The following is a 17,270-nucleotide window of genomic DNA, read 5'->3' as shown; positions in this document are numbered from 1 at the left end:
ATATGGGGGTGCAACTGGCCCGCGCGGAGATTGCGTGGAAGTTGGGGAAACGTTTTGATCAGGATCAGGCGTTGGATTGGGGATGCCAGGTGGAGGTGGATAGATCCACTGCGGATCTTGAGTGCTGGGCGGCGCCGGGGAGTACTCGGAAGCGGTAGTGAGGGGGTTATTTTGTGGATTTGGGGGTGGCGGGTTCGCCGGGCCGCGCAAGGTGCTAATTGCGGTACGCAGCGCGCAAGAGTGGGAACACCGATGTGAGAAGCACGCCGCTGATGACGATAGTTCTAGCGGCGCAGCATAAGCCCCGTCGCGCGGCTAGCAGCATGTAGCGGCGGACTACCTACAGCCGCTTTACTCGACGTGTTCAACCGACATGCAGACTACAACCAACTCCGCCCCAATAGACGGCTCCAAAACAAGCAACGTTAAATTCCGTTGCCGTATCTCGGTCGTAAAATGTGCAGCTTGTTCGTCCGTCATTGCATATTCCCAACTGTCGCGGCTCGCTGCCCAGTTAATACGTTCTCGGATTTCGCCCGGCTGAATCTCTCTCTCCGACGAAATTAACAAACGCGAAGCGACATTTTGCAATCCCATTTCGCCAAGCCGAAACACTGATACCTCCTCGCAACTGACGACCGCGAAGCCCCCAGTAGCAAGCTCAAAATTCAGTTCTAAGCGTCGCTCGGCTCTTACATAGCGCAGGCCGATGAACTCCGCGTCGTGATAATTTTTTCTCGTGTTCATATCGTTTTGTCTCTGCTGTGTTACCACGGAAGGAGCGGGAAACTACGCCCGGACTCACGGTTGAATTCCCCCTACGGGCCGGGCGGCCCGTAGTTATGCGCGTGCGGTACCCCTTGACCGTGATCGTGATCGAAGTCGAAATCGACAACGGGCGCACCGGTATCACCATATAGCCGCATTTGTCCGCTTCCGGGGTTCGTGTACCACGTACCCGGATCACCTCGGTTAGGCGTTTTTGCAATGTCAAAACTATCACCAAAGCTGGGTATATTGCCAAGCTCAAACGGTGCGGCATCGCCTAGCGGTGTTGCCCTGCTGCCAGCGTCCGTTACTTCGCCTAGATCGAATGCATCGTTCCGCGATGCCAGCGCCGACGCAGCCGACGCAAGCAAAGCGGATGCAGCGCGGGCGGCTATGTTTCGCGCCCCCGCCTCGGCTATCGTTTCAATGTGTCGGAACGGTTTTAGTGCGCTCGCTGTTCGCGCGGCGCGCTCCTCAATCGCTTGGTTATACGCTTTAAAATCGTCCCGGTGCGCTTTCGATCGGGCCGCGTAGCTGCTGGCGCATTCGGCAATGTCCTTCTCATACGCCGCGTCATCGTATTGGCGCATCGGAACGAAGCCGCTATGCGCGATGTAGGCGGGTTCGGCTCGAAGAATCACGACCGATCCGTCGAGCACGCAAGCGACATAAGCACGTCACGACTTCGCGCGGATTATCTTCCCACATTCCCGATAGGTGCCAAGGAATCGATTCTTTGATGAATGTTCGAATCCGGGCCACGACTTCAGGTTGAGACGCCCAATGTCTCTCGTTCCTATCCGCAAACAGTTTCGCCCCTGCCGCGAGTGCGTCAAGCTCGGTTTCGTAGCGCTCGCCGGGTGACAAATCACCCGGACCACACGGCGTGTATCGGTAACGTCCGTAGTTGAACAGTTCCACGCGCATCCCGTTTGTCTCCTGATTTTTTTACGGCAAACGCGAAACCCTAACGCACTTTCCCGCGCGTCCATCTCATTAAAGGACGGGCGCGAGCGGCATCGTTCAAGAGGTTTGCTTCAGTGACTTTGCAGCGGTGGCGCGTCTTCGTATGGGAGCTTGAGCGTGAGTCTATGAGTACGCGTGAGGCCGTGCAGGTCCGTAGGACATCGGTGCTTGCCCGAGAGCGTACGGGGCGAAGCGTGTTCATGTCAGGATTCGCGAGAAAGAGGGGTTCACACATCCGTGGCTCTGGCGAGCACCGTGCTTTTGGGGCACCCATGAATTGGAACTGCACGCTGCGGACACTTAGGGTAGAGCGGTGAAAGCGTTTTCTTTGCTTCGTTTCTTTGTCGCTAAGGACCAAGAAATGACGCGCCGCCACGCGCAGTGGCTAATAGTGATAAAGAAATTAGCCAACCTAATCAAACCACCAACCTAGAAAGCAGCAACCCGGCAATGACCCCGACCGCTACCCTCCCAAGCCCCCCACCCTGACCATCCCCTAAAAAAACGCCAGCGTCTAATACCTCCTGGCCATTACGTCCAACCCCACCGGCCTAATCCTGTCAGCATGCCCCGCACATCCAAACGCCTCGAACCGTGCCACGCATAAATCCCTCGCCGCAGCCGTCGCTGCCTTCAACGCATGACGCGGATCGAACTCACCCTTCGCCATTGCCAGCGACCTTCGCATCGCCCCGGTCATCGCCAGCCTGATATCCGTATCGATATTCACCTTGCGCACACCATTGGCAATCCCGCGCTGAATCTCCTCCACGGGCACGCCATAAGTCACCGGTATCTCGCCACCGTGCTCACGAATAATCGACAACCATTCCTGCGGCACCGACGACGATCCATGCATCACCAAATGGGTATCCGGGATCAACCGGTGTATCGCCACTATCCGGTCAATGGCCAGGATCTCCCCATCCGGCTGACGACTAAACTTATAAGCGCCATGCGAAGTACCAATGGCAATAGCAAGTGCATCCACACCCGTCGCTCCGACAAATGCCCTCGCCTGTTCAGGATCGGTCAACAAATCGTCATGCGATAACCGGCCCTCTGCCCCCACGCCGTCCTCCTCGCCGGCCTGCCCCGTTTCGAGCGAACCAAGACAGCCCAACTCCCCTTCGACCGATACCCCCACCGCATGAGCCGCCTCCACAACCCGCTGGCTAACCTCCACGTTGTAGGCGTAATCAGCGGGCGTCTTCTGGTCAGGCATCAACGATCCGTCCATCATCACTGACGTGAAACCGGACCGGATCGCCTGCTGGCATACCGACGGACTCGCCCCGTGATCCTGATGCAGCACGACCGGCAGGTCAGGATGCGCCTCGATCGCAGCCAACACAAGATGACGCAGGTACGGCTCCCCGGCATATTTGCGTGCCCCCGCCGACGCCTGCAAAATCACGGGACTGCGCGTCATATCCGCGGCCTGCATGATCGATTGGATCTGCTCCATATTGTTCACGTTGAACGCGGGCACGCCATAGCCATGTTCCGCTGCATGGTCCAGCAGCTGACGTAATGCAATAAATGACATTTCGGACTCCGTTATATCAAGGTTATAACCAGTTCCCTGGAAGCTGATGTGTTCAGCAAGCAACCCTGCTTGCCTCGGCGACCACTGCCTTTACCGTCAGCCCGAAATGCTCGAACAACGCTTCAGCCGGCGCGGATTCGCCAAAACAATCGATTCCCACCACTCCGCCGTCCAGCCCAACATACTGCCGCCAGAAAGCACTCACCCCCGCTTCGATCGCTACACGCGGTACCTCCCGCGGCAGCACCCTGTCACGCCATGCCCGCGATTGACGGTCGAACATGGTAGTGGATGGCATCGACACCACCCGGGCAAACACTCCCTGCGCATGTAGCGGCTCAACTGCCGCCAGCGCAAGCGCGATCTCCGATCCAGTTGCAATCAAAACCACGCGCTTCGACACGCGACCCGCTGGCGCCGCCCAGTCGCGCAGCACATACCCGCCATTGGCAATCGCATCGATCTGTTCTTCGTCGCGCGGAACAAACGGCAAGGTCTGGCGGCTCAGCAATAAACAGGAGGGACGATCGCGGTCGACCGCGCACACCCATGCCTGCGCAGTCTCCACGGTGTCGCACGGACGCCATACATCCAGACCCGGAATCATGCGAAGGGTTGCTGCATGCTCTATCGACTGATGCGTCGGACCATCTTCGCCAAGACCAATGGAGTCGTGCGTGAACACAAACACCGTGCGAACCTTCATCAGTGCGGCCATGCGCAACGCATTACGCGAGTAGTCAGAGAACGTGAGGAAAGTGCCGCCAAAAGGCAGATATCCGCGATGCAGCGCCATACCGCTAAGCGCTGCGCTCATGCCGAATTCACGTACGCCGAAGTGGACGTAGTTGCCGCCCTGAGGCCCTTCACGCCCGCCTTCCACGGTCACGGCTTCCTTCCAGCGCGTGAGGTTTGAACCAGTGAGGTCCGCCGATCCCCCTAACAGTTCGGGCAACGCGCGAGCCAGCCCTTCTATAGCCTGCTGCGACGCCTTGCGCGTTGCAATCGACTGACCGGCACGGTTGGCGTCCTGCACAAGCGCCAGCGCAGCCGAACGCCAGCTCGAGGGCAGTGCTCCGCGCATACGCCGCTCGAACTCGGCGGCTTCGCGGGGAAACTGCCGCCGGTACGCACCGAACCGAACGGTCCAGTCCGCTTCAACCCTCTCCCCCCGCTCGCGAGCGTCCCACAGGCTCCTGATCCTCGACGGAATGTCGAAGGGCGGATAAGGCCAGTCGAGCGCACGCCGGGTCGCTGCGACCTCTTCAGCGCTAAGCGGTGCGCCGTGCACGTCGTGCGTCCCGGCCATCGACGGCGAGCCTTTTCCAATGACCGTCTTGCAACAGATCAGCGTCGGTCTTCCGGCTGTGCGCGCGTGACGTAATGCGCGATCGACGGCATCGACATCATGGCCATCCACCTCGCGCACCACGTGCCAGCCATAGGCCTCGAAGCGCGCGGGGGTATCGTCGGCAAACCAGCGGTCTACATGGCCGTCGATAGAAATGCCGTTGTCATCGTAGAGCACCGTCAGCTTGTTCAGTCCGAGCGTACCCGCCAACGACGCCGCCTCGTGCGATATGCCTTCCATCAGGCAGCCATCGCCGACAAAGACATAGGTTCGATGATCGACAATCACATGCCCGGGCCGGTTGAACTCTCGCGCCAGCAGCGCCTCGGCAAGCGCCATGCCGACCGCGTTCGCCAACCCCTGGCCCAGGGGTCCGGTCGTCGTTTCAACACCCGGTGTCAGTCCCACTTCAGGATGCCCCGGCGTTTTGCTATGCAGTTGCCGGAAGCGCTTTAGTTCATCGAGCGGCAGGTCATAGCCGCTCAGATGCAGGAGCCCGTATAACAACATGGAACCATGCCCGTTCGATAACACGAACCGATCGCGGTCAGCCCAGTCGGGATTGCGCGGATTGTGTTTCAGGTGCCGGCTCCATAATGCGACGGCGGTCTCCGCCATTCCCATCGGCATGCCGGGATGACCTGATTTAGCCTGGCCGACCGCATCGACAGCGAGAAAGCGCAACGCATTCGCCATCAAGCGAGTTTCATCGCGAACGCCCGGCGACGCGGATACTTCAGCAGATACTTCAGTGACGGCATTCATCGGATGCCTCCTCTAATAAAAAAACGATAGGACCGGACCTCAGGCGCGGGCTCGCCGATCGAGCAATTGCAGGATCAGCGGCGTGAAGATGAGCTGCATCGCGAGCCCCATCTTTCCGCCGGGTACGACGATCACGTTCGGACGCGACATGAACGAGTCATGCAGCATGGTGAGCAAATACGGGAAGTCGATTCCCTTGGGCCGAGCGAACCGGATGACAACAAAACTCTCGTCCGCATGCGGGATCTCACGCGCGGTGAACGGGTTGGATGTGTCCACGGTCGGCACGCGCTGGAAGTTGACATGCGTACGCGAGAACTGCGGGCAGATGTAGTTCACATAGTCCGGCATGCGCCGGAGGATGGTGTCGACCACCGCCTCGTGCGAATAGCCCCGCAAGGTCTGATCGCGATGCAGCTTCTGGATCCACTCCAGGTTGATGATTGGCACCACGCCCACCAACAGGTCCGCATGACGCGCAACATCGGCCTTGTCGGTCACAGCAGCACCATGCAGCCCTTCATAGAACATCAGGTCCGTGCCGGCAGTGACCTTTTCCCACGGCGTAAACGTACCGGCGTCCTGCTGGTAGAGCGCAGCTTCCGCGTCGTCGTGGACATAGTGGCGAACCTGTCCTGTGCCCGTATCCCCATAGTCCGAGAACAGTTGCGCAAGCTCTTCAAGCAGGTTGGCCTCGGGGCCGAAATGGCTGAAGTTGCGCATGCCGTCACGCTCGCTTTGCTTGAGCGCCTCGCGCATGCCCAGTCGATCGTGCCGATGAAACGCGTCGCCCTCCACAATCTGCGCGTTGATCCGCTCCCGCCTGAAAATGTGGGTGAAGCTCTTCATGACGGTCGTCGTGCCCGCGCCGCTGGAGCCGGTCACCGCGATGATCGGATGTTTGACTGACATGATGTGTCTCCTGGTTCTCTTAGTCGAAATCGATCAGGCGACGCTCTCAGACCGGCGCTTCAGGCAAGAACAACGATCGCTTGTTAAAAAGCGGCGACGTGTAGGGCTTGTCTTCGCCACGGTCATAGTCGGCGTGATAGCGGGCAATGCGCGTCACTTCATTCTTCGAACCCAGGATCACCGGCACCCGTTCATGCAACGCCCGCGGTTGCACGTCGAGAATCCGCTCGCGCCCTGTGGTCGACATGCCGCCCGCCTGCTCGATCAGGAAACTCATCGGACTGGCTTCGTATAAGAGTCGCAAGCGGCCTTGCATGGCCGGCGTCTTGAAGTCGCGCGGGTACATGAACACCCCGCCACGCATCAGGATGCGGTGGACCTCGGCGACCATCGAAGCGATCCAGCGCATGTTGAAATCCCGTTCACGGCAACCGCTGCGGCCATCCTTGCATTCCTGCACGTAGCGGCGCACAGGCGGCTCCCAGAAACGCTCGTTCGACGCGTTGATCGCGAACTCGCCCGTATCCTCCGGAATGCGGATGTCCGAATGCGTGAGCACGAAATTGCCGACCTCGCGATCAAGCGTAAAGCCATGCGTGCCATTACCCACCGACAGGACGAGCATGGTCGACGGACCGTACACCGCATAGCCTGCCGCCACTTGCTCGTGACCCGGCCGCAGGAACGCGGCGTCAATCTCATCGGGGCCGGCCTTTAACCCGGCGGGCGCTCGCAGCACCGAGAAGATCGATCCGACCACACCGTTGATATCGATATTCGAGGAGCCGTCCAGCGGATCAAACGCCAGCAAATATTCCCCGCGCGGATACGCTGGCGGAATCGTGTACACGTCGTCCATCTCTTCAGACAGCATGCCCGCCAGCAGGCCGTCCCACTCGCAGTGCTGCAGGAAGATGTCATTGGTCGCAATATCGAGTTTCTTCTGTTCCTCGCCATGCGTGTTGACGGTCGCGGCCGAGCCATAGTTGCCGCCCAATGCCCCCTTGGTCAGTTGCGCTGAGATGGTCTTGATCGAAGCCGCTACGTCGACCAGCAGCGCCGATAAACCGCTGGCCTGAACAGGTGATGGATTGCGATCAAGGGTATCGATCAGGAACTTTGAAAGTGTGGTCCGTCCATCCAGCATGGCGCACTCCTGGGAGATTCAAGCGTGATAAGCATAATTAAGCAGGTCTCTGCGGCGGCGTGTCGAACACGCGGCTCGCGCGAATATCGGTGGCGCACAACAGGGTGAGCGCGGCGGTATCGGACGGACCACCGCCTTGCATCGCTTCGGCGAACAGACGGCTGGCCTGGCGCAATCGCGCGCGATCAAGCGCGTTGCGCACCGAGCGCGCGTTCGCGAAATTGGGCTGGCTGATGCGCCGCACGAGATAGTCTTCGAACGCGGTACGCGCCTCTGCGTCGAGCCGGTAGTGCATCCGCGCGAGCATGCCTTCGGCAATCGCGATCAGTTCTGCGACGTCGTAATCGGGGAACGTGACGTGATGCGCAATCCGCGAGCGAAACCCTGGATTACTCTGGAAGAAGGTTTCCATGCGCGACTCGTAGCCGGCCAGAATGACCACCAGGTCCGAGCGTTGGTTTTCCATCGTCTGCAACAAAATCTCTATAGCTTCCTGCCCGTAATCGCGCTCGTTTTCCGGCCGATACAAGTAATACGCTTCATCGATAAACAGAACGCCGCCCATGGCACGCTTGAGCACGTCGCGTGTCTTGGGCGCCGTGTGCCCGATGTACTGGCCGACAAGATCATCCCGCGTAACCGACACCAGATGCTTGCGGCGGATATACCCCAGCCTGAACAATACCTCCGCCATGCGCAGTGCGACTGTTGTCTTGCCAGTGCCCGGATTGCCGGAGAAACACATATGCAGCGTAGGTGCGCCGCTCGCTATCCCAAGCGTTTCGCGCGCCCGTTCAACCAGCAGTTGCGCCGCTATTTCGCGGATGCGCGTCTTCACCGGCGTAAGCCCGACCAGATCGCGATCCAGTTCCGCCAGCACGTCACCCACCGCCGACTCGCGGAACAGCGCGACGAGATCGACACTCGGCGTGTTCGGCTCAACAGGCGAATTTTCAGGCGAATTTTTGGACGGTTCGTGAACCGGCAGATCGGCTTCGGCTAGCGTCATCGTCGTCTCTCCAGTGGTCCAGGTACTTAGCGGCTCGAAGGCGGCTGATCATTCGAATAAGACTTGATCGCGTAGTGCTGCACGCGGCCCTGGACGTCCTGGCGCTCCAGTCGGAAGCCCGGTTCGTCCTGCGGCCGGTTGACGATGAACGACAGCCGCATGGTCTCGAAGCCACGCACCGAATCGAACGCGTTGACCTTGATGTAATGCTGCGGATACGTCGTTCGGCAAGCCTTGACTTCCTGCATCGCGCCGGCGGGATCTTTCAGGTCGAACATCGGCAAGCCCCACATTTCCCAGTAGGTATTGCGCGGATGCGGGTCGTCGGTGAACTCGACCGAGCAGGCCCAGCCCTGCTGCAATGCGTAATCGATCTGCATGCCGATCTCCTCGTCGGTGAGTTCGGGAAGGAATGAAAACGTGCCTTGTGTGATTCGCATGACTAACCTCTTGTCTGAAAAACTGCCTTAAGCTCCGACCCGCAACCCCCAACCCCAAGCTTCAGGCCGGCGTTGGCGTGGCGGCGAAGTCCGGCGTGTCGGTCGACGCATAGTTGAACGTCACGTCGCGCCATGTATCCAGCGCCTGCTTGAGCGGCGTGCACCAGCGCGCCGCGCTCTCCAGTATCTCCGGCCCTTCGTTCGCGATGTCGCGGCCTTCGTTGCGCGCCTTCACCATGACTTCGAGCGCCACGCGGTTGGCGACAGCGCCTGCCTGGATGCCGGCGGGATGGCCGATCGTGCCGCCGCCGAACTGCAGGATGCAGTCATCGCCGAACAGGTCCAGCAACTGGTGCATCTGCCCGGCGTGAATGCCGCCTGACGCCACCGGCATGACTTTTCGCAATCCCGCCCAGGGCTGTTCGAAAAAGATGCCGCGCGACAAGTCCACCGGATTGCGCGATTCACGCAACACGTTGTAATAGCCCTGTACCGAAAGCGGATCACCTTCAAGCTTGCCGACCGCGGTACCGGCATGTGCATGATCCACGCCTGCCATACGCAGCCATTTCGCGATCACGCGAAACGAAATGCCGTGATTGCGCTGTCGCGTATAAGTGCCATGTCCTGCACGATGCAGGTGCAGGATCATGTCGTTCCTGCGAGCCCAGCCCGCCATTGACTGGATCGCGGTCCAGCCGACCACCAGGTCGATCATCACGATGCAGGAGCCCAGTTCCTTCGCGAATTCCGCGCGTTCGTACATGTCCTCCATGGTCCCGGCCGTGACGTTGAGGTAGTGTCCCTTGACCTCGCCGGTAGCGGCTTGCGCGCGGTTCACGGCTTCCATCGAAAACAGGAACCGGTCGCGCCAGTGCATGAACGCCTGCGAGTTGATGTTCTCGTCGTCTTTCAAGAAATCGAGACCGCCCCTCAGGCCTTCATACACCACACGTCCATAGTTCTTGCCCGAGAGTCCCAGCTTCGGCTTCACCGTGGCGCCGAGCAACGGACGGCCGTACTTGTCGAGCCGCTCGCGTTCGACCACGATGCCCGTAGGCGGCCCGCGGAAAGTCTTGAGGTAAGCAACAGGCATGCGCATGTCCTCGAGCCGCAGCGCTTTCAACGGTTTGAAGCCAAACACATTGCCGATGATCGATGCCGTCAGGTTTGCCACCGAGCCTTCCTCGAACAGGTCGAGGTCATACGCGATATACGCAAAGTACTGCGGCTCCGCGCTGCTCGAAGACGGTACAGCGTCCACGCGATACGCTTTCGCGCGATACATATCGCAGGCGGTAAGCCGGTCAGTCCAGACCACGGTCCAGGTCGCCGTCGACGATTCCCCCGCCACCGCCGCCGCAGCTTCCTCGGGCTCGACACCGGGTTGCGGCGTGATCCGGAAGAGCGCGATCACATCGGTGTCCTGCGGTACGTAGTCGGGCTGCCAGTAGCCCATCTCGCGATACTTCATGACGCCCGCCGAGTAGCGGGAACGCGGGGCCGACGCGTTGGATGCCGGCTCGACGGCGGCCTTGGTGAAATCGTTCATTGCGTTTGCCTCGAAAGTTAAAAACGCGCTGTAGAAGCTTCAAAAAGCGCCTCGCGACCAGGTAGCGGAACCGATGAACGAACTGGCCTGCGCTGTGAATGCAATGTAAGCGCGAGCCGTTCCGAAGGGAATTCACGATTTTCTTCGTCAGGGTTAAGTGATCCGTTAACGTCGGGTACTCCCTAAAGCCGTGTGCCGGGGCGACGTGGGACACTTTGCTCAGGTTCCGCGACAGTCAGGCGCATTCGCCATTGCGCCATCCAGCCCGCGTGTTCCGTATGTGCTCCGAACACGGCGCGTGCGTTTTGGCACGCTGCTTGCGTGAGGGTGCTTGCTGGCGCTGCCCGTTGTTGCGAAAGCTGCTGGAAAGGCGACGACGGGTGATACTGGCATTCCGTTGGATAACTTGATGGAGACGACTATGCAGTGGACGACACCGAGCTACACCGATATGCGTTTTGGTTTCGAAATCACGATGTATATCGCAACGCGTTAAGCGCCGGGCGCCGCCGTCGGCCCATGGTTCTTGTATGGGCAACTGACGTGCGGCTTGGCGTGATCGCCCTGGCGTGCTGCCGGCTGAACGAGGCCGATGCAGTTGACGCATGTGACGCAGGTAACGATTACGCTTGAGTTGGAATGTGCCAATCCGCCGGTTCCCAGTACGTCGCCATGACCAGCGTTCCCCGCCATGATTCATGAAACGATCGTCACGACTGCGGCGCACGATGGCCGGCCCCACATTGCACCCATGGGCGTCCGCTTCGAGGACGGCCTGGCGATCCTTGCGCCGTTTCGCCCCTCTGCCACGCTGGACAATATTGTCGCCACGCGTGCAGCCGTGATCAATTTCACGACTGACGTGCGTGTGTTCGCGGGCTGCGTGACGGGTTACTTGCGGGACTGGCCGACACTCGCCGCCACGGTCGTGAACAGCGTGCGGCTCGCGGATTCGCTCGCTCACACGGAGCTTGAGCTCGACACATTCCAGGACGACCCGCAGCGTCCGGTGCTGCGGATGAGAAGCGTGCATGGCGAGACGCACGCGCCGTTCGCGGGGTTCAATCGCGCACAGGCGGCCGTGGTGGAGGGCGCGATTCTCGTTAGCCGCCTGTTCATGCTGCCAGCGGAAAAGGTCGACCATGAAGTGGCGTACCTGCAAATCGCCATCGATAAAACCGCCGGTGAGCGGGAGCGTATTGCCTGGGACTGGATCATGGCGGCCATTTCGCGACATCGCGCCGCTGAAGCTCCCTCGTACGTATTGAACACGCCGGCGTCCGAGCGGCGCTGAATACCCCCGGAGGTTTCCATGACAGCATTGCTCGCGAGCGTCCGCTCGTCCGAAGAAGCGCTCGATGCAGCACAAGCGGGCGCCGAACTGATTGATCTGAAGGAACCGGGCGCAGGGGCGTTGGGCGGCGTGTCCCTGCACGAGATCACGCGGATCGTGGCCGTGCTGCGCTCGATCTACCCGGTCAAGCCGATCAGCGCGACTATCGGCGATATGGCGACCGAGGCAACGGATGAAATCGCGGCGCGCGTCATTGAAGTGAGCAATACAGGGGTGGATTACGTGAAGGTCGGCGTAACACCCGGGACGGCGGCCCGGCGTTGCCTGGTTGAGCTGGCGAACTTGCCGGCCGCGGTCGTGCCGGTGCTTTTGTGCGATGCAGGAATGGACGTGGAGCTGGCGCGTTTTGCAGCAGAGCTGGGCTTCGCGGGAATCGTCTTCGACACCGCCAACAAGGACGGCCGCACGCTCTTTGATTGCGTCGATAAAAACACGCTGGCGGCCTGCTTGCGAGCGGCCGGCGAGAACGGTTCAATGACCGGATTGGCGGGGTCCCTCGGTTGGGGGCAACTCACGGAGATTCGCGAGCTTGCGCCGGATATAGCGGGGTTTCGCACCGCACTGTGCGAGGGAGGGCGTGTGGGGCGCCTGGACCCCGCAAGAGTTGCGCAATGGGCAAATGCGCTGCATCGGAGCGCGGTCGCTCATTAAGCTTCACGAGGAAGCTGATTTTTTACACCAGGTTCTAAGCCACTGGAATGTGCAACAACCTCTCCCGCATCAAGCCGGCGTCGCCTTTGTTGAACATCTCCACCACGTAGTTCGCATCGGCCACGTGCTTGGCGAAGCGGGCATCGACTACCCCTCTCGACGATAAAGCCTCGATCGGCGTCCCCGCTTCTACCGCACAAGACTTCACCACCATCAGCCGCTCGGCGTTCAGCGTGGTCGACAACCACGCGGCGAGGCTATCGGACGTCGTGTCCCAGTTGGTCATTTCATCGGGTGTGTCGCGCATCAGGTCGGTCGGCACCCACACCGCCACGCGGCCATCGCGCAACGCGCGCCGGATGCGGATCTCGTTCGATGCCAGCACGAGTTCCGGCAAGACCCCCTGCATCAAGATGGCGTACTGCGCCATCGCAAGCAGGCACATGTTGTGAGCGGCCAGGTCGCCAAAATGCCACTCACTCTGGTACTGGCGAACCGTGTCCGCGAAATCCGCGCCGCCCGGCACGATCACGACCCGCCCGCCGCCCACTTCCCAAAGCTGGGTAAGCCACTCGCGCAGCGACGGGTCGTGACTCAGGCTTCCCCCGATTTTCACCACCCACATGACATGTCCCTCGCTTTGATTTGACCCTGCCCGCACACACCATCACCGTCGCACGCTTTGCATCAACCCCACATCAAGCCGCGGCCGCTGGCTCGTGCAACACCGGCAATGACAGCAACGCTACCGCCACGCCAGGCGCGCAGGTCGCTATCCATTCCGGCACTTCCGGACTTGCCCCGGGCGCATCGACCAGGCTCGCGAAATCGATAAAACCCCGTCCTTGCCCCCGCGCCAGCGCACTGGCCAGAAACCGCCCGCACCCCGCGCCCACCAGCGGCGCGTGTCCAAGCGCCGGATGCGCGTCAGTCACGCGGGCCAGGTTTTCCGCCAACACCTGCATCTGCTCGTCACGCCAGGTTTGCGCGAATTCCCGCCATTCGCTGTCGCTCGCGTCGCGAGCGTCAAGGCCGATCATCCGTGCAATCCGCGCACGGCTCGCAGCCTCGGTCTTCGGTCCGTTATCGGCGCTCGGATGCTGATCGTGCGCCGGCCATAATTCGCCCGTCAACCGATAGACATCTGCAGTCGTCGCGAACCATTCATTCATCACGTTGACCCGCTCGTCACGAAACACAATACGATGCGATACACCGCACAACGGTGTGCGCACCACGCCCTGATATACCAGCTCGCCACTGGCAAGCCGGCTCGTGTCGTTGCATCCACGAGCCGCGACGCGCCCCGCGACAATCGGCACGATATCCGTAGTGGTACTGCCTATATCGACGAGCAGCGCATCACTGACACGGCTCGCGACCCATTGTGCGGTGGCGCGCCAGTTCGCCGATGCAACATCGCGCCAGCCATTGATGCACTCTGCAGCCGCAAGCCAGCCGGCCGCACCCGCAAAAAACCGCGTGTCCGGCCCAAGCCGCCGCGCAAGCGTGTCCACGAGAACGCTGACGCCCTCGGCGCGATCGGCGAAGAGATCGACCATCTCGCCTGTCATGGTGACCGCATGATGGGCCCCTGCCTCGCGAGCAGCCGGCCAGCGGTCGAATACGGAATCAAGCACTTGCTCCAGATGCCCGAGCCCCTGCCATAGCGGACAAGCCCATTGCGCGATATCGAGCAACTCGCCGGACCCCGCCACCATCGACACCTTGACGTGTGCGCCGCCCACGTCCCAGCCGAAGACCACCGCGGCGGTTTTCATGAACGCGCTCCTGATGTACACGCACACGTTCTGGCGTCACATCCGTACGGCACGCCATGCGCCTTGAGCAGATCGCCGGCCACGTTGCGTCCGAGCCGCGCCGACAACCCCGCATACGCCGCCGTCAGCCGCGGATTCACCTCGATCACCACTGGCCCTCTCTGCGCATGCCACACCAGATCGATCCCGACATATCCGCGCAAGCCATGCAACGCCGCCACGACCTGTCGCGCCAGCGCTTCAAGCGTTTTCCCCTGCGCGCTGTGCCGGTCGATCTGATCGATCTCCACGCAACTGAATTCGAGCACATGCTGCTTCTTTCCCGGCGCCGGCATCTCGGACAGGCCGATCACCTGCCGGTTGATGCTGGCCAGTTCCACATCGTGCTCGTCGCAGATGAGGGACAGGCTCAGCGGTTCGCCATCGACCCACTCCTGAAGGACCGGATTGCGGCCGGCCGCCGCGCGCGCGTCGTACTCGGTGCAGGCATCGCTGAAATTGTCGTAGACGAATGTGTCCAGACCGCCCGCGCCGTCGTCGGGCTTCACGACCCAGCGCGCGTGCGGGTTGCCGCTAGTCCCTATATCGCCGGGTTCGAGCGAGGGCGTCACCGCAATTCCGTGCGCTTCCAGACATGCCGCTGTCGCACTCTTGCTCGACGCAATTCTGATGGCTTCTTTCGAGCATCCAAGCCAGCGCGCCGAACCGACGGAGTCATGCAGATGCAGCAGCAAGCCGTCGCATTCGGGCGCTATGATCCACGCCCGGTCGTGCTGCCGGGCGACACGCGCCACGAAAGCCGTGATCGATTCGCCGGGCATCGCCTTGCAATGGCTGCGCGCCGGATCAACGGTTTCGAAACGCGAGCTGGCGAACGTCACCTCCACGCCGCCGAGGTCGAGCAGGTCTTTCACCAAGGCATCACGCATCGCGCGCCCTTCCACGATGAGCGCGCTAAGATCGAGCAGGCTGGCCTCGCCGGCCAGTGCCGGATCAACGCCGCCGCCGGTGAGATACTCGTACACAAATAACTTGGTCAAGGGTCCCTTCCATGCAAGTGATGCAGGTGATACCAGTACTCGATCTGCTCGACGGCTTCGCTGTGCGCGCGGTGCGTGGCGAGCGCGCCCGGTATAGGCCGATCGAGTCCTCACTGTGCGCGACCAGCGAGCCGCTCGCCATCGCGCATGCACTGTTGGCCGCGACGGGCGCACGCACGCTCTACGTTGCCGACCTCGGCGCAATCCTGCAGCAAGGCGATCACGCCGGCCATCTTGCAGCGCTACTTGATGCGCTCGATCGGCAAGACCAGGCAGTTCGCCATGCGTCGGGCCACGGCGTCGAAATCTGGCTCGACGCGGGATTCACCGATTTCCCTTCGATGCAAACGCTCTTCGATCGCATCGACTCCATCCGTTGTGTCCATGGCATTCAGCCACCTCGCCGCGCCACGCTCGTGCCTGTCTTCGGCACCGAGACCCTGCACACTCCGCGTGCCCTGCGCGAGGCCGAAGCCGCCGGTTTTGCGCCCGTGCTCTCGCTTGATCACCGCGCCGGCCGGCTTATAAGCGAGCCGTTGGCCGGACAGCCGGAGCCCGACACATCATGGTGGCCATCGCGCGTGATCGTCATGACACTCGACCACGTGGGCTCCTACGAAGGCCCCGACCTTGACACCTTTGCGGCCATTCGGGCGCAAGCCGGCGATCGTGAGCTTATCGGTGCTGGCGGTATCCGCCATGCTGCCGACTTATCCGCCGCAGCCCACAGCGGCGCGGCGGCATGGCTCGTCGCTTCCGCCCTCCATGACCGGCGGCTCGATCTTCCGGCCGCCAAACCCTGAGGCGAATACACAATATCCATGCCAAGCGGTACGGCGAGCCTTTACCTGTAATCGTTTGGCAAGGAACTGCAATTGCTGTGCGCAGCGGGTGACACTGTGTTCCAGCGCCGCACATACTGTGCTGCGCAGCGGGGTCTCGTTTAGGGCATGGGCGGACATGGCGATGGCGGGGCGAGTGCCGCGTTTGCTCGCCGTCCACGCCGCATGTGCATCGAATGTGCAAAGAGGCAGGCTTGCGGTGCAACCATCACGCGTTGTGCTTCAAAAACCGGCATGGACTTTGCACTAACGGCTTCATGCACCTTTCGTCCGCCTCTTCGTCGAATGTCGCTCAGCCAAGTGTGCGCGCCGCGGCTTCATCGCCGCTGTCCGCTGCTGCGCCCGCGCCCGGCATGCGCGACTGGACCTGCCCGTTCTGTCCCCTGCTCTGCGATGACATCACAACCATCGTGCACGCCGACGGCGCGCTCGACGCACCCGATGTGGAATGCCCGCGGCTCACCCAAGCGTTGACGTGGTTCAGTGCGCCTGGTGCAAGCCTGCCCGCTATCGATGATCAGGACACCGACCTGGAATCCGCCCTGCAGCGCGCCGCCGATATCCTGAAGAACGCATCCCGCCCGCTCTTCGGCGGACTGGTGACCGACGTCGCCGGTGCCCGCGCGCTCTACCCGCTGGCCGCCGGCTGCGGCGCAATCCTCGATCATCTGCACGGCGATGCCATGGCCGCGTCAACGGCTGCGTTGCAGGATCGTGGCGCATTCTTCACGACGCTCTCCGAAGTACGTTCGCGCGCCGACCTGTTGATCATTTTCGATTGCCAGCCGTCGCTGCGTTATCCGCGTTTTTACGAACGCGTGCTGGGTGGAACGGATCACGCGCGCGAGCTGATCTTCGTGGGCTGCGATGTGGATCCTGCGGCGGATAGCGTTGAGAACACGAGCACGCATTCGATGCTCAAGGACGGCGATCCATACGACATTTTAGCGATCTGGTCCGCACTAACCGAAGGCCGCACTGTAGCGTCGATTGGTGGCAATAACACCATCGCCCATGCGCTCGCGGATCTGACCGGGCGCGTAAGCGCCGCGCGATATGCGGTGGTCGTGTATGAGCCGGCCGCGTTGCCCGGTTCGCACTCGGCGTTGCTGATTGAAGCGGTGAACCGGATCGTCAAGATGG

General features: G+C 61.3%; 16 protein-coding genes and 2 pseudogenes. 6 read left to right on the top strand and 12 right to left on the bottom strand.

Annotated features, from left to right (window positions below; genetic code table 11):
* Positions 1-158: pseudogene (locus JWR14_RS01730) on the top strand (dihydropteroate synthase); the annotation flags it as partial.
* A 193-nt stretch (positions 159-351) separates the two neighbouring features.
* Here the strand turns inward: JWR14_RS01730 and JWR14_RS01725 are convergent.
* The 9 genes from JWR14_RS01725 to JWR14_RS01685 all read right to left on the bottom strand — a co-directional run bounded on the left by JWR14_RS01725 (position 352) and on the right by JWR14_RS01685 (position 10,459).
* On the bottom strand, positions 352-747 hold the full coding sequence (locus JWR14_RS01725; RefSeq protein ID WP_299700271.1) for a hypothetical protein: 396 nt from the start codon (positions 745-747) through the stop codon (positions 352-354).
* Between the two features lie 71 nt (positions 748-818).
* Positions 819-1,409 carry a hypothetical protein gene (locus JWR14_RS01720; RefSeq protein ID WP_299700268.1) on the bottom strand — a complete coding sequence of 197 codons (591 nt, stop codon included), beginning with the start codon at positions 1,407-1,409 and terminating at the stop codon, positions 819-821.
* Between the two features lie 839 nt (positions 1,410-2,248).
* On the bottom strand, positions 2,249-3,283 hold the full coding sequence (fba, locus tag JWR14_RS01715; RefSeq protein ID WP_299700265.1) for a class II fructose-bisphosphate aldolase: 1,035 nt from the start codon (positions 3,281-3,283) through the stop codon (positions 2,249-2,251).
* A gap of 52 nt (positions 3,284-3,335) precedes the next feature.
* The gene (gene tkt, locus JWR14_RS01710) at positions 3,336-5,399 is read right to left on the bottom strand and encodes a transketolase (RefSeq protein ID WP_299700262.1); all 2,064 of its coding nucleotides are present in this window, start codon (positions 5,397-5,399) and stop codon (positions 3,336-3,338) included.
* 39 nt (positions 5,400-5,438) lie between these two features.
* The gene (locus tag JWR14_RS01705) at positions 5,439-6,311 is read right to left on the bottom strand and encodes a phosphoribulokinase (RefSeq protein ID WP_299700259.1); all 873 of its coding nucleotides are present in this window, start codon (positions 6,309-6,311) and stop codon (positions 5,439-5,441) included.
* 46 nt (positions 6,312-6,357) lie between these two features.
* Positions 6,358-7,458, bottom strand: a complete 1,101-nt coding sequence (locus tag JWR14_RS01700; protein ID WP_299700256.1) for a class 1 fructose-bisphosphatase — start codon at positions 7,456-7,458, stop codon at positions 6,358-6,360.
* 37 nt (positions 7,459-7,495) lie between these two features.
* Entirely contained in the window at positions 7,496-8,467 is a 972-nt protein-coding gene (gene cbbX / locus JWR14_RS01695) for a CbbX protein (protein WP_299700253.1), read from the bottom strand.
* Between the two features lie 26 nt (positions 8,468-8,493).
* Entirely contained in the window at positions 8,494-8,907 is a 414-nt protein-coding gene (locus tag JWR14_RS01690) for a ribulose bisphosphate carboxylase small subunit (protein WP_299700250.1), read from the bottom strand.
* 61 nt (positions 8,908-8,968) lie between these two features.
* Complete coding sequence (locus tag JWR14_RS01685; protein ID WP_299700247.1) at positions 8,969-10,459, bottom strand: form I ribulose bisphosphate carboxylase large subunit; 1,491 nt, start codon at positions 10,457-10,459, stop codon at positions 8,969-8,971.
* A 421-nt stretch (positions 10,460-10,880) separates the two neighbouring features.
* Between JWR14_RS01685 and pqqA the strand changes: the two genes are divergently transcribed.
* The 3 genes from pqqA to JWR14_RS01670 all read left to right on the top strand — a co-directional run bounded on the left by pqqA (position 10,881) and on the right by JWR14_RS01670 (position 12,464).
* The gene (gene pqqA, locus JWR14_RS01680; RefSeq protein ID WP_013342881.1) at positions 10,881-10,955 is read left to right on the top strand and encodes a pyrroloquinoline quinone precursor peptide PqqA; all 75 of its coding nucleotides are present in this window, start codon (positions 10,881-10,883) and stop codon (positions 10,953-10,955) included.
* A gap of 195 nt (positions 10,956-11,150) precedes the next feature.
* A complete protein-coding gene (locus JWR14_RS01675; protein ID WP_277036756.1) occupies positions 11,151-11,753 on the top strand; it encodes a DUF447 domain-containing protein in 603 nt (200 codons plus the stop codon).
* Between the two features lie 18 nt (positions 11,754-11,771).
* Positions 11,772-12,464, top strand: coding sequence for a (5-formylfuran-3-yl)methyl phosphate synthase (locus JWR14_RS01670; protein WP_299700240.1), 693 nt, complete (start codon positions 11,772-11,774; stop codon positions 12,462-12,464).
* Positions 12,465-12,498: 34 nt separating this feature from the next.
* Here JWR14_RS01670 and JWR14_RS01665 read toward each other — a convergent pair whose 3' ends face one another.
* The 3 genes from JWR14_RS01665 to JWR14_RS01655 form a co-directional block, all read right to left on the bottom strand.
* Positions 12,499-13,089, bottom strand: a complete 591-nt coding sequence (locus JWR14_RS01665; RefSeq protein WP_299700238.1) for an aspartate kinase — start codon at positions 13,087-13,089, stop codon at positions 12,499-12,501.
* Positions 13,090-13,162: 73 nt separating this feature from the next.
* On the bottom strand, positions 13,163-14,245 hold the full coding sequence (locus JWR14_RS01660; RefSeq protein WP_299700235.1) for a hydantoinase/oxoprolinase family protein: 1,083 nt from the start codon (positions 14,243-14,245) through the stop codon (positions 13,163-13,165).
* A complete protein-coding gene (locus tag JWR14_RS01655) occupies positions 14,242-15,285 on the bottom strand; it encodes an ATP-grasp domain-containing protein (RefSeq protein ID WP_299700232.1) in 1,044 nt (347 codons plus the stop codon). The genes JWR14_RS01660 and JWR14_RS01655 overlap by 4 nt, the downstream gene beginning before the upstream one ends.
* A 20-nt stretch (positions 15,286-15,305) precedes the next feature.
* Between JWR14_RS01655 and JWR14_RS01650 the strand changes: the two genes are divergently transcribed.
* A complete protein-coding gene (locus JWR14_RS01650) occupies positions 15,306-16,088 on the top strand; it encodes a HisA/HisF-related TIM barrel protein (protein ID WP_299700274.1) in 783 nt (260 codons plus the stop codon).
* Positions 16,089-16,384: 296 nt separating this feature from the next.
* Positions 16,385-17,270 (top strand): annotated as a pseudogene (locus JWR14_RS01645) (formylmethanofuran dehydrogenase); the annotation flags it as partial.

This window comes from Caballeronia sp. (assembly GCF_028292365.1).
Classification (GTDB): Bacteria; Pseudomonadota; Gammaproteobacteria; order Burkholderiales; family Burkholderiaceae; genus Caballeronia.
This window is presented reverse-complemented; position numbering and strand designations above follow the sequence as displayed.

What these genes read in the sequence shown, in the direction of transcription:
- JWR14_RS01700 (WP_299700256.1), bottom strand. Translation starts at nt 7,458, where the DNA reads ATGCTGGATGGACGGACCACACTTTCAAAGTTCCTGATCGATACCCTT.
- JWR14_RS01650 (WP_299700274.1), top strand. Translation starts at nt 15,306, where the DNA reads ATGCAGGTGATACCAGTACTCGATCTGCTCGACGGCTTCGCTGTGCGC.
- JWR14_RS01690 (WP_299700250.1), bottom strand. Translation starts at nt 8,907, where the DNA reads ATGCGAATCACACAAGGCACGTTTTCATTCCTTCCCGAACTCACCGAC.
- JWR14_RS01665 (WP_299700238.1), bottom strand. Translation starts at nt 13,089, where the DNA reads ATGTGGGTGGTGAAAATCGGGGGAAGCCTGAGTCACGACCCGTCGCTG.
- JWR14_RS01660 (WP_299700235.1), bottom strand. Translation starts at nt 14,245, where the DNA reads ATGAAAACCGCCGCGGTGGTCTTCGGCTGGGACGTGGGCGGCGCACAC.
- fba (WP_299700265.1), bottom strand. Translation starts at nt 3,283, where the DNA reads ATGTCATTTATTGCATTACGTCAGCTGCTGGACCATGCAGCGGAACAT.
- JWR14_RS01725 (WP_299700271.1), bottom strand. Translation starts at nt 747, where the DNA reads ATGAACACGAGAAAAAATTATCACGACGCGGAGTTCATCGGCCTGCGC.
- cbbX (WP_299700253.1), bottom strand. Translation starts at nt 8,467, where the DNA reads ATGACGCTAGCCGAAGCCGATCTGCCGGTTCACGAACCGTCCAAAAAT.
- JWR14_RS01670 (WP_299700240.1), top strand. Translation starts at nt 11,772, where the DNA reads ATGACAGCATTGCTCGCGAGCGTCCGCTCGTCCGAAGAAGCGCTCGAT.
- tkt (WP_299700262.1), bottom strand. Translation starts at nt 5,399, where the DNA reads ATGAATGCCGTCACTGAAGTATCTGCTGAAGTATCCGCGTCGCCGGGC.
- JWR14_RS01675 (WP_277036756.1), top strand. Translation starts at nt 11,151, where the DNA reads ATGATTCATGAAACGATCGTCACGACTGCGGCGCACGATGGCCGGCCC.
- JWR14_RS01705 (WP_299700259.1), bottom strand. Translation starts at nt 6,311, where the DNA reads ATGTCAGTCAAACATCCGATCATCGCGGTGACCGGCTCCAGCGGCGCG.
- JWR14_RS01685 (WP_299700247.1), bottom strand. Translation starts at nt 10,459, where the DNA reads ATGAACGATTTCACCAAGGCCGCCGTCGAGCCGGCATCCAACGCGTCG.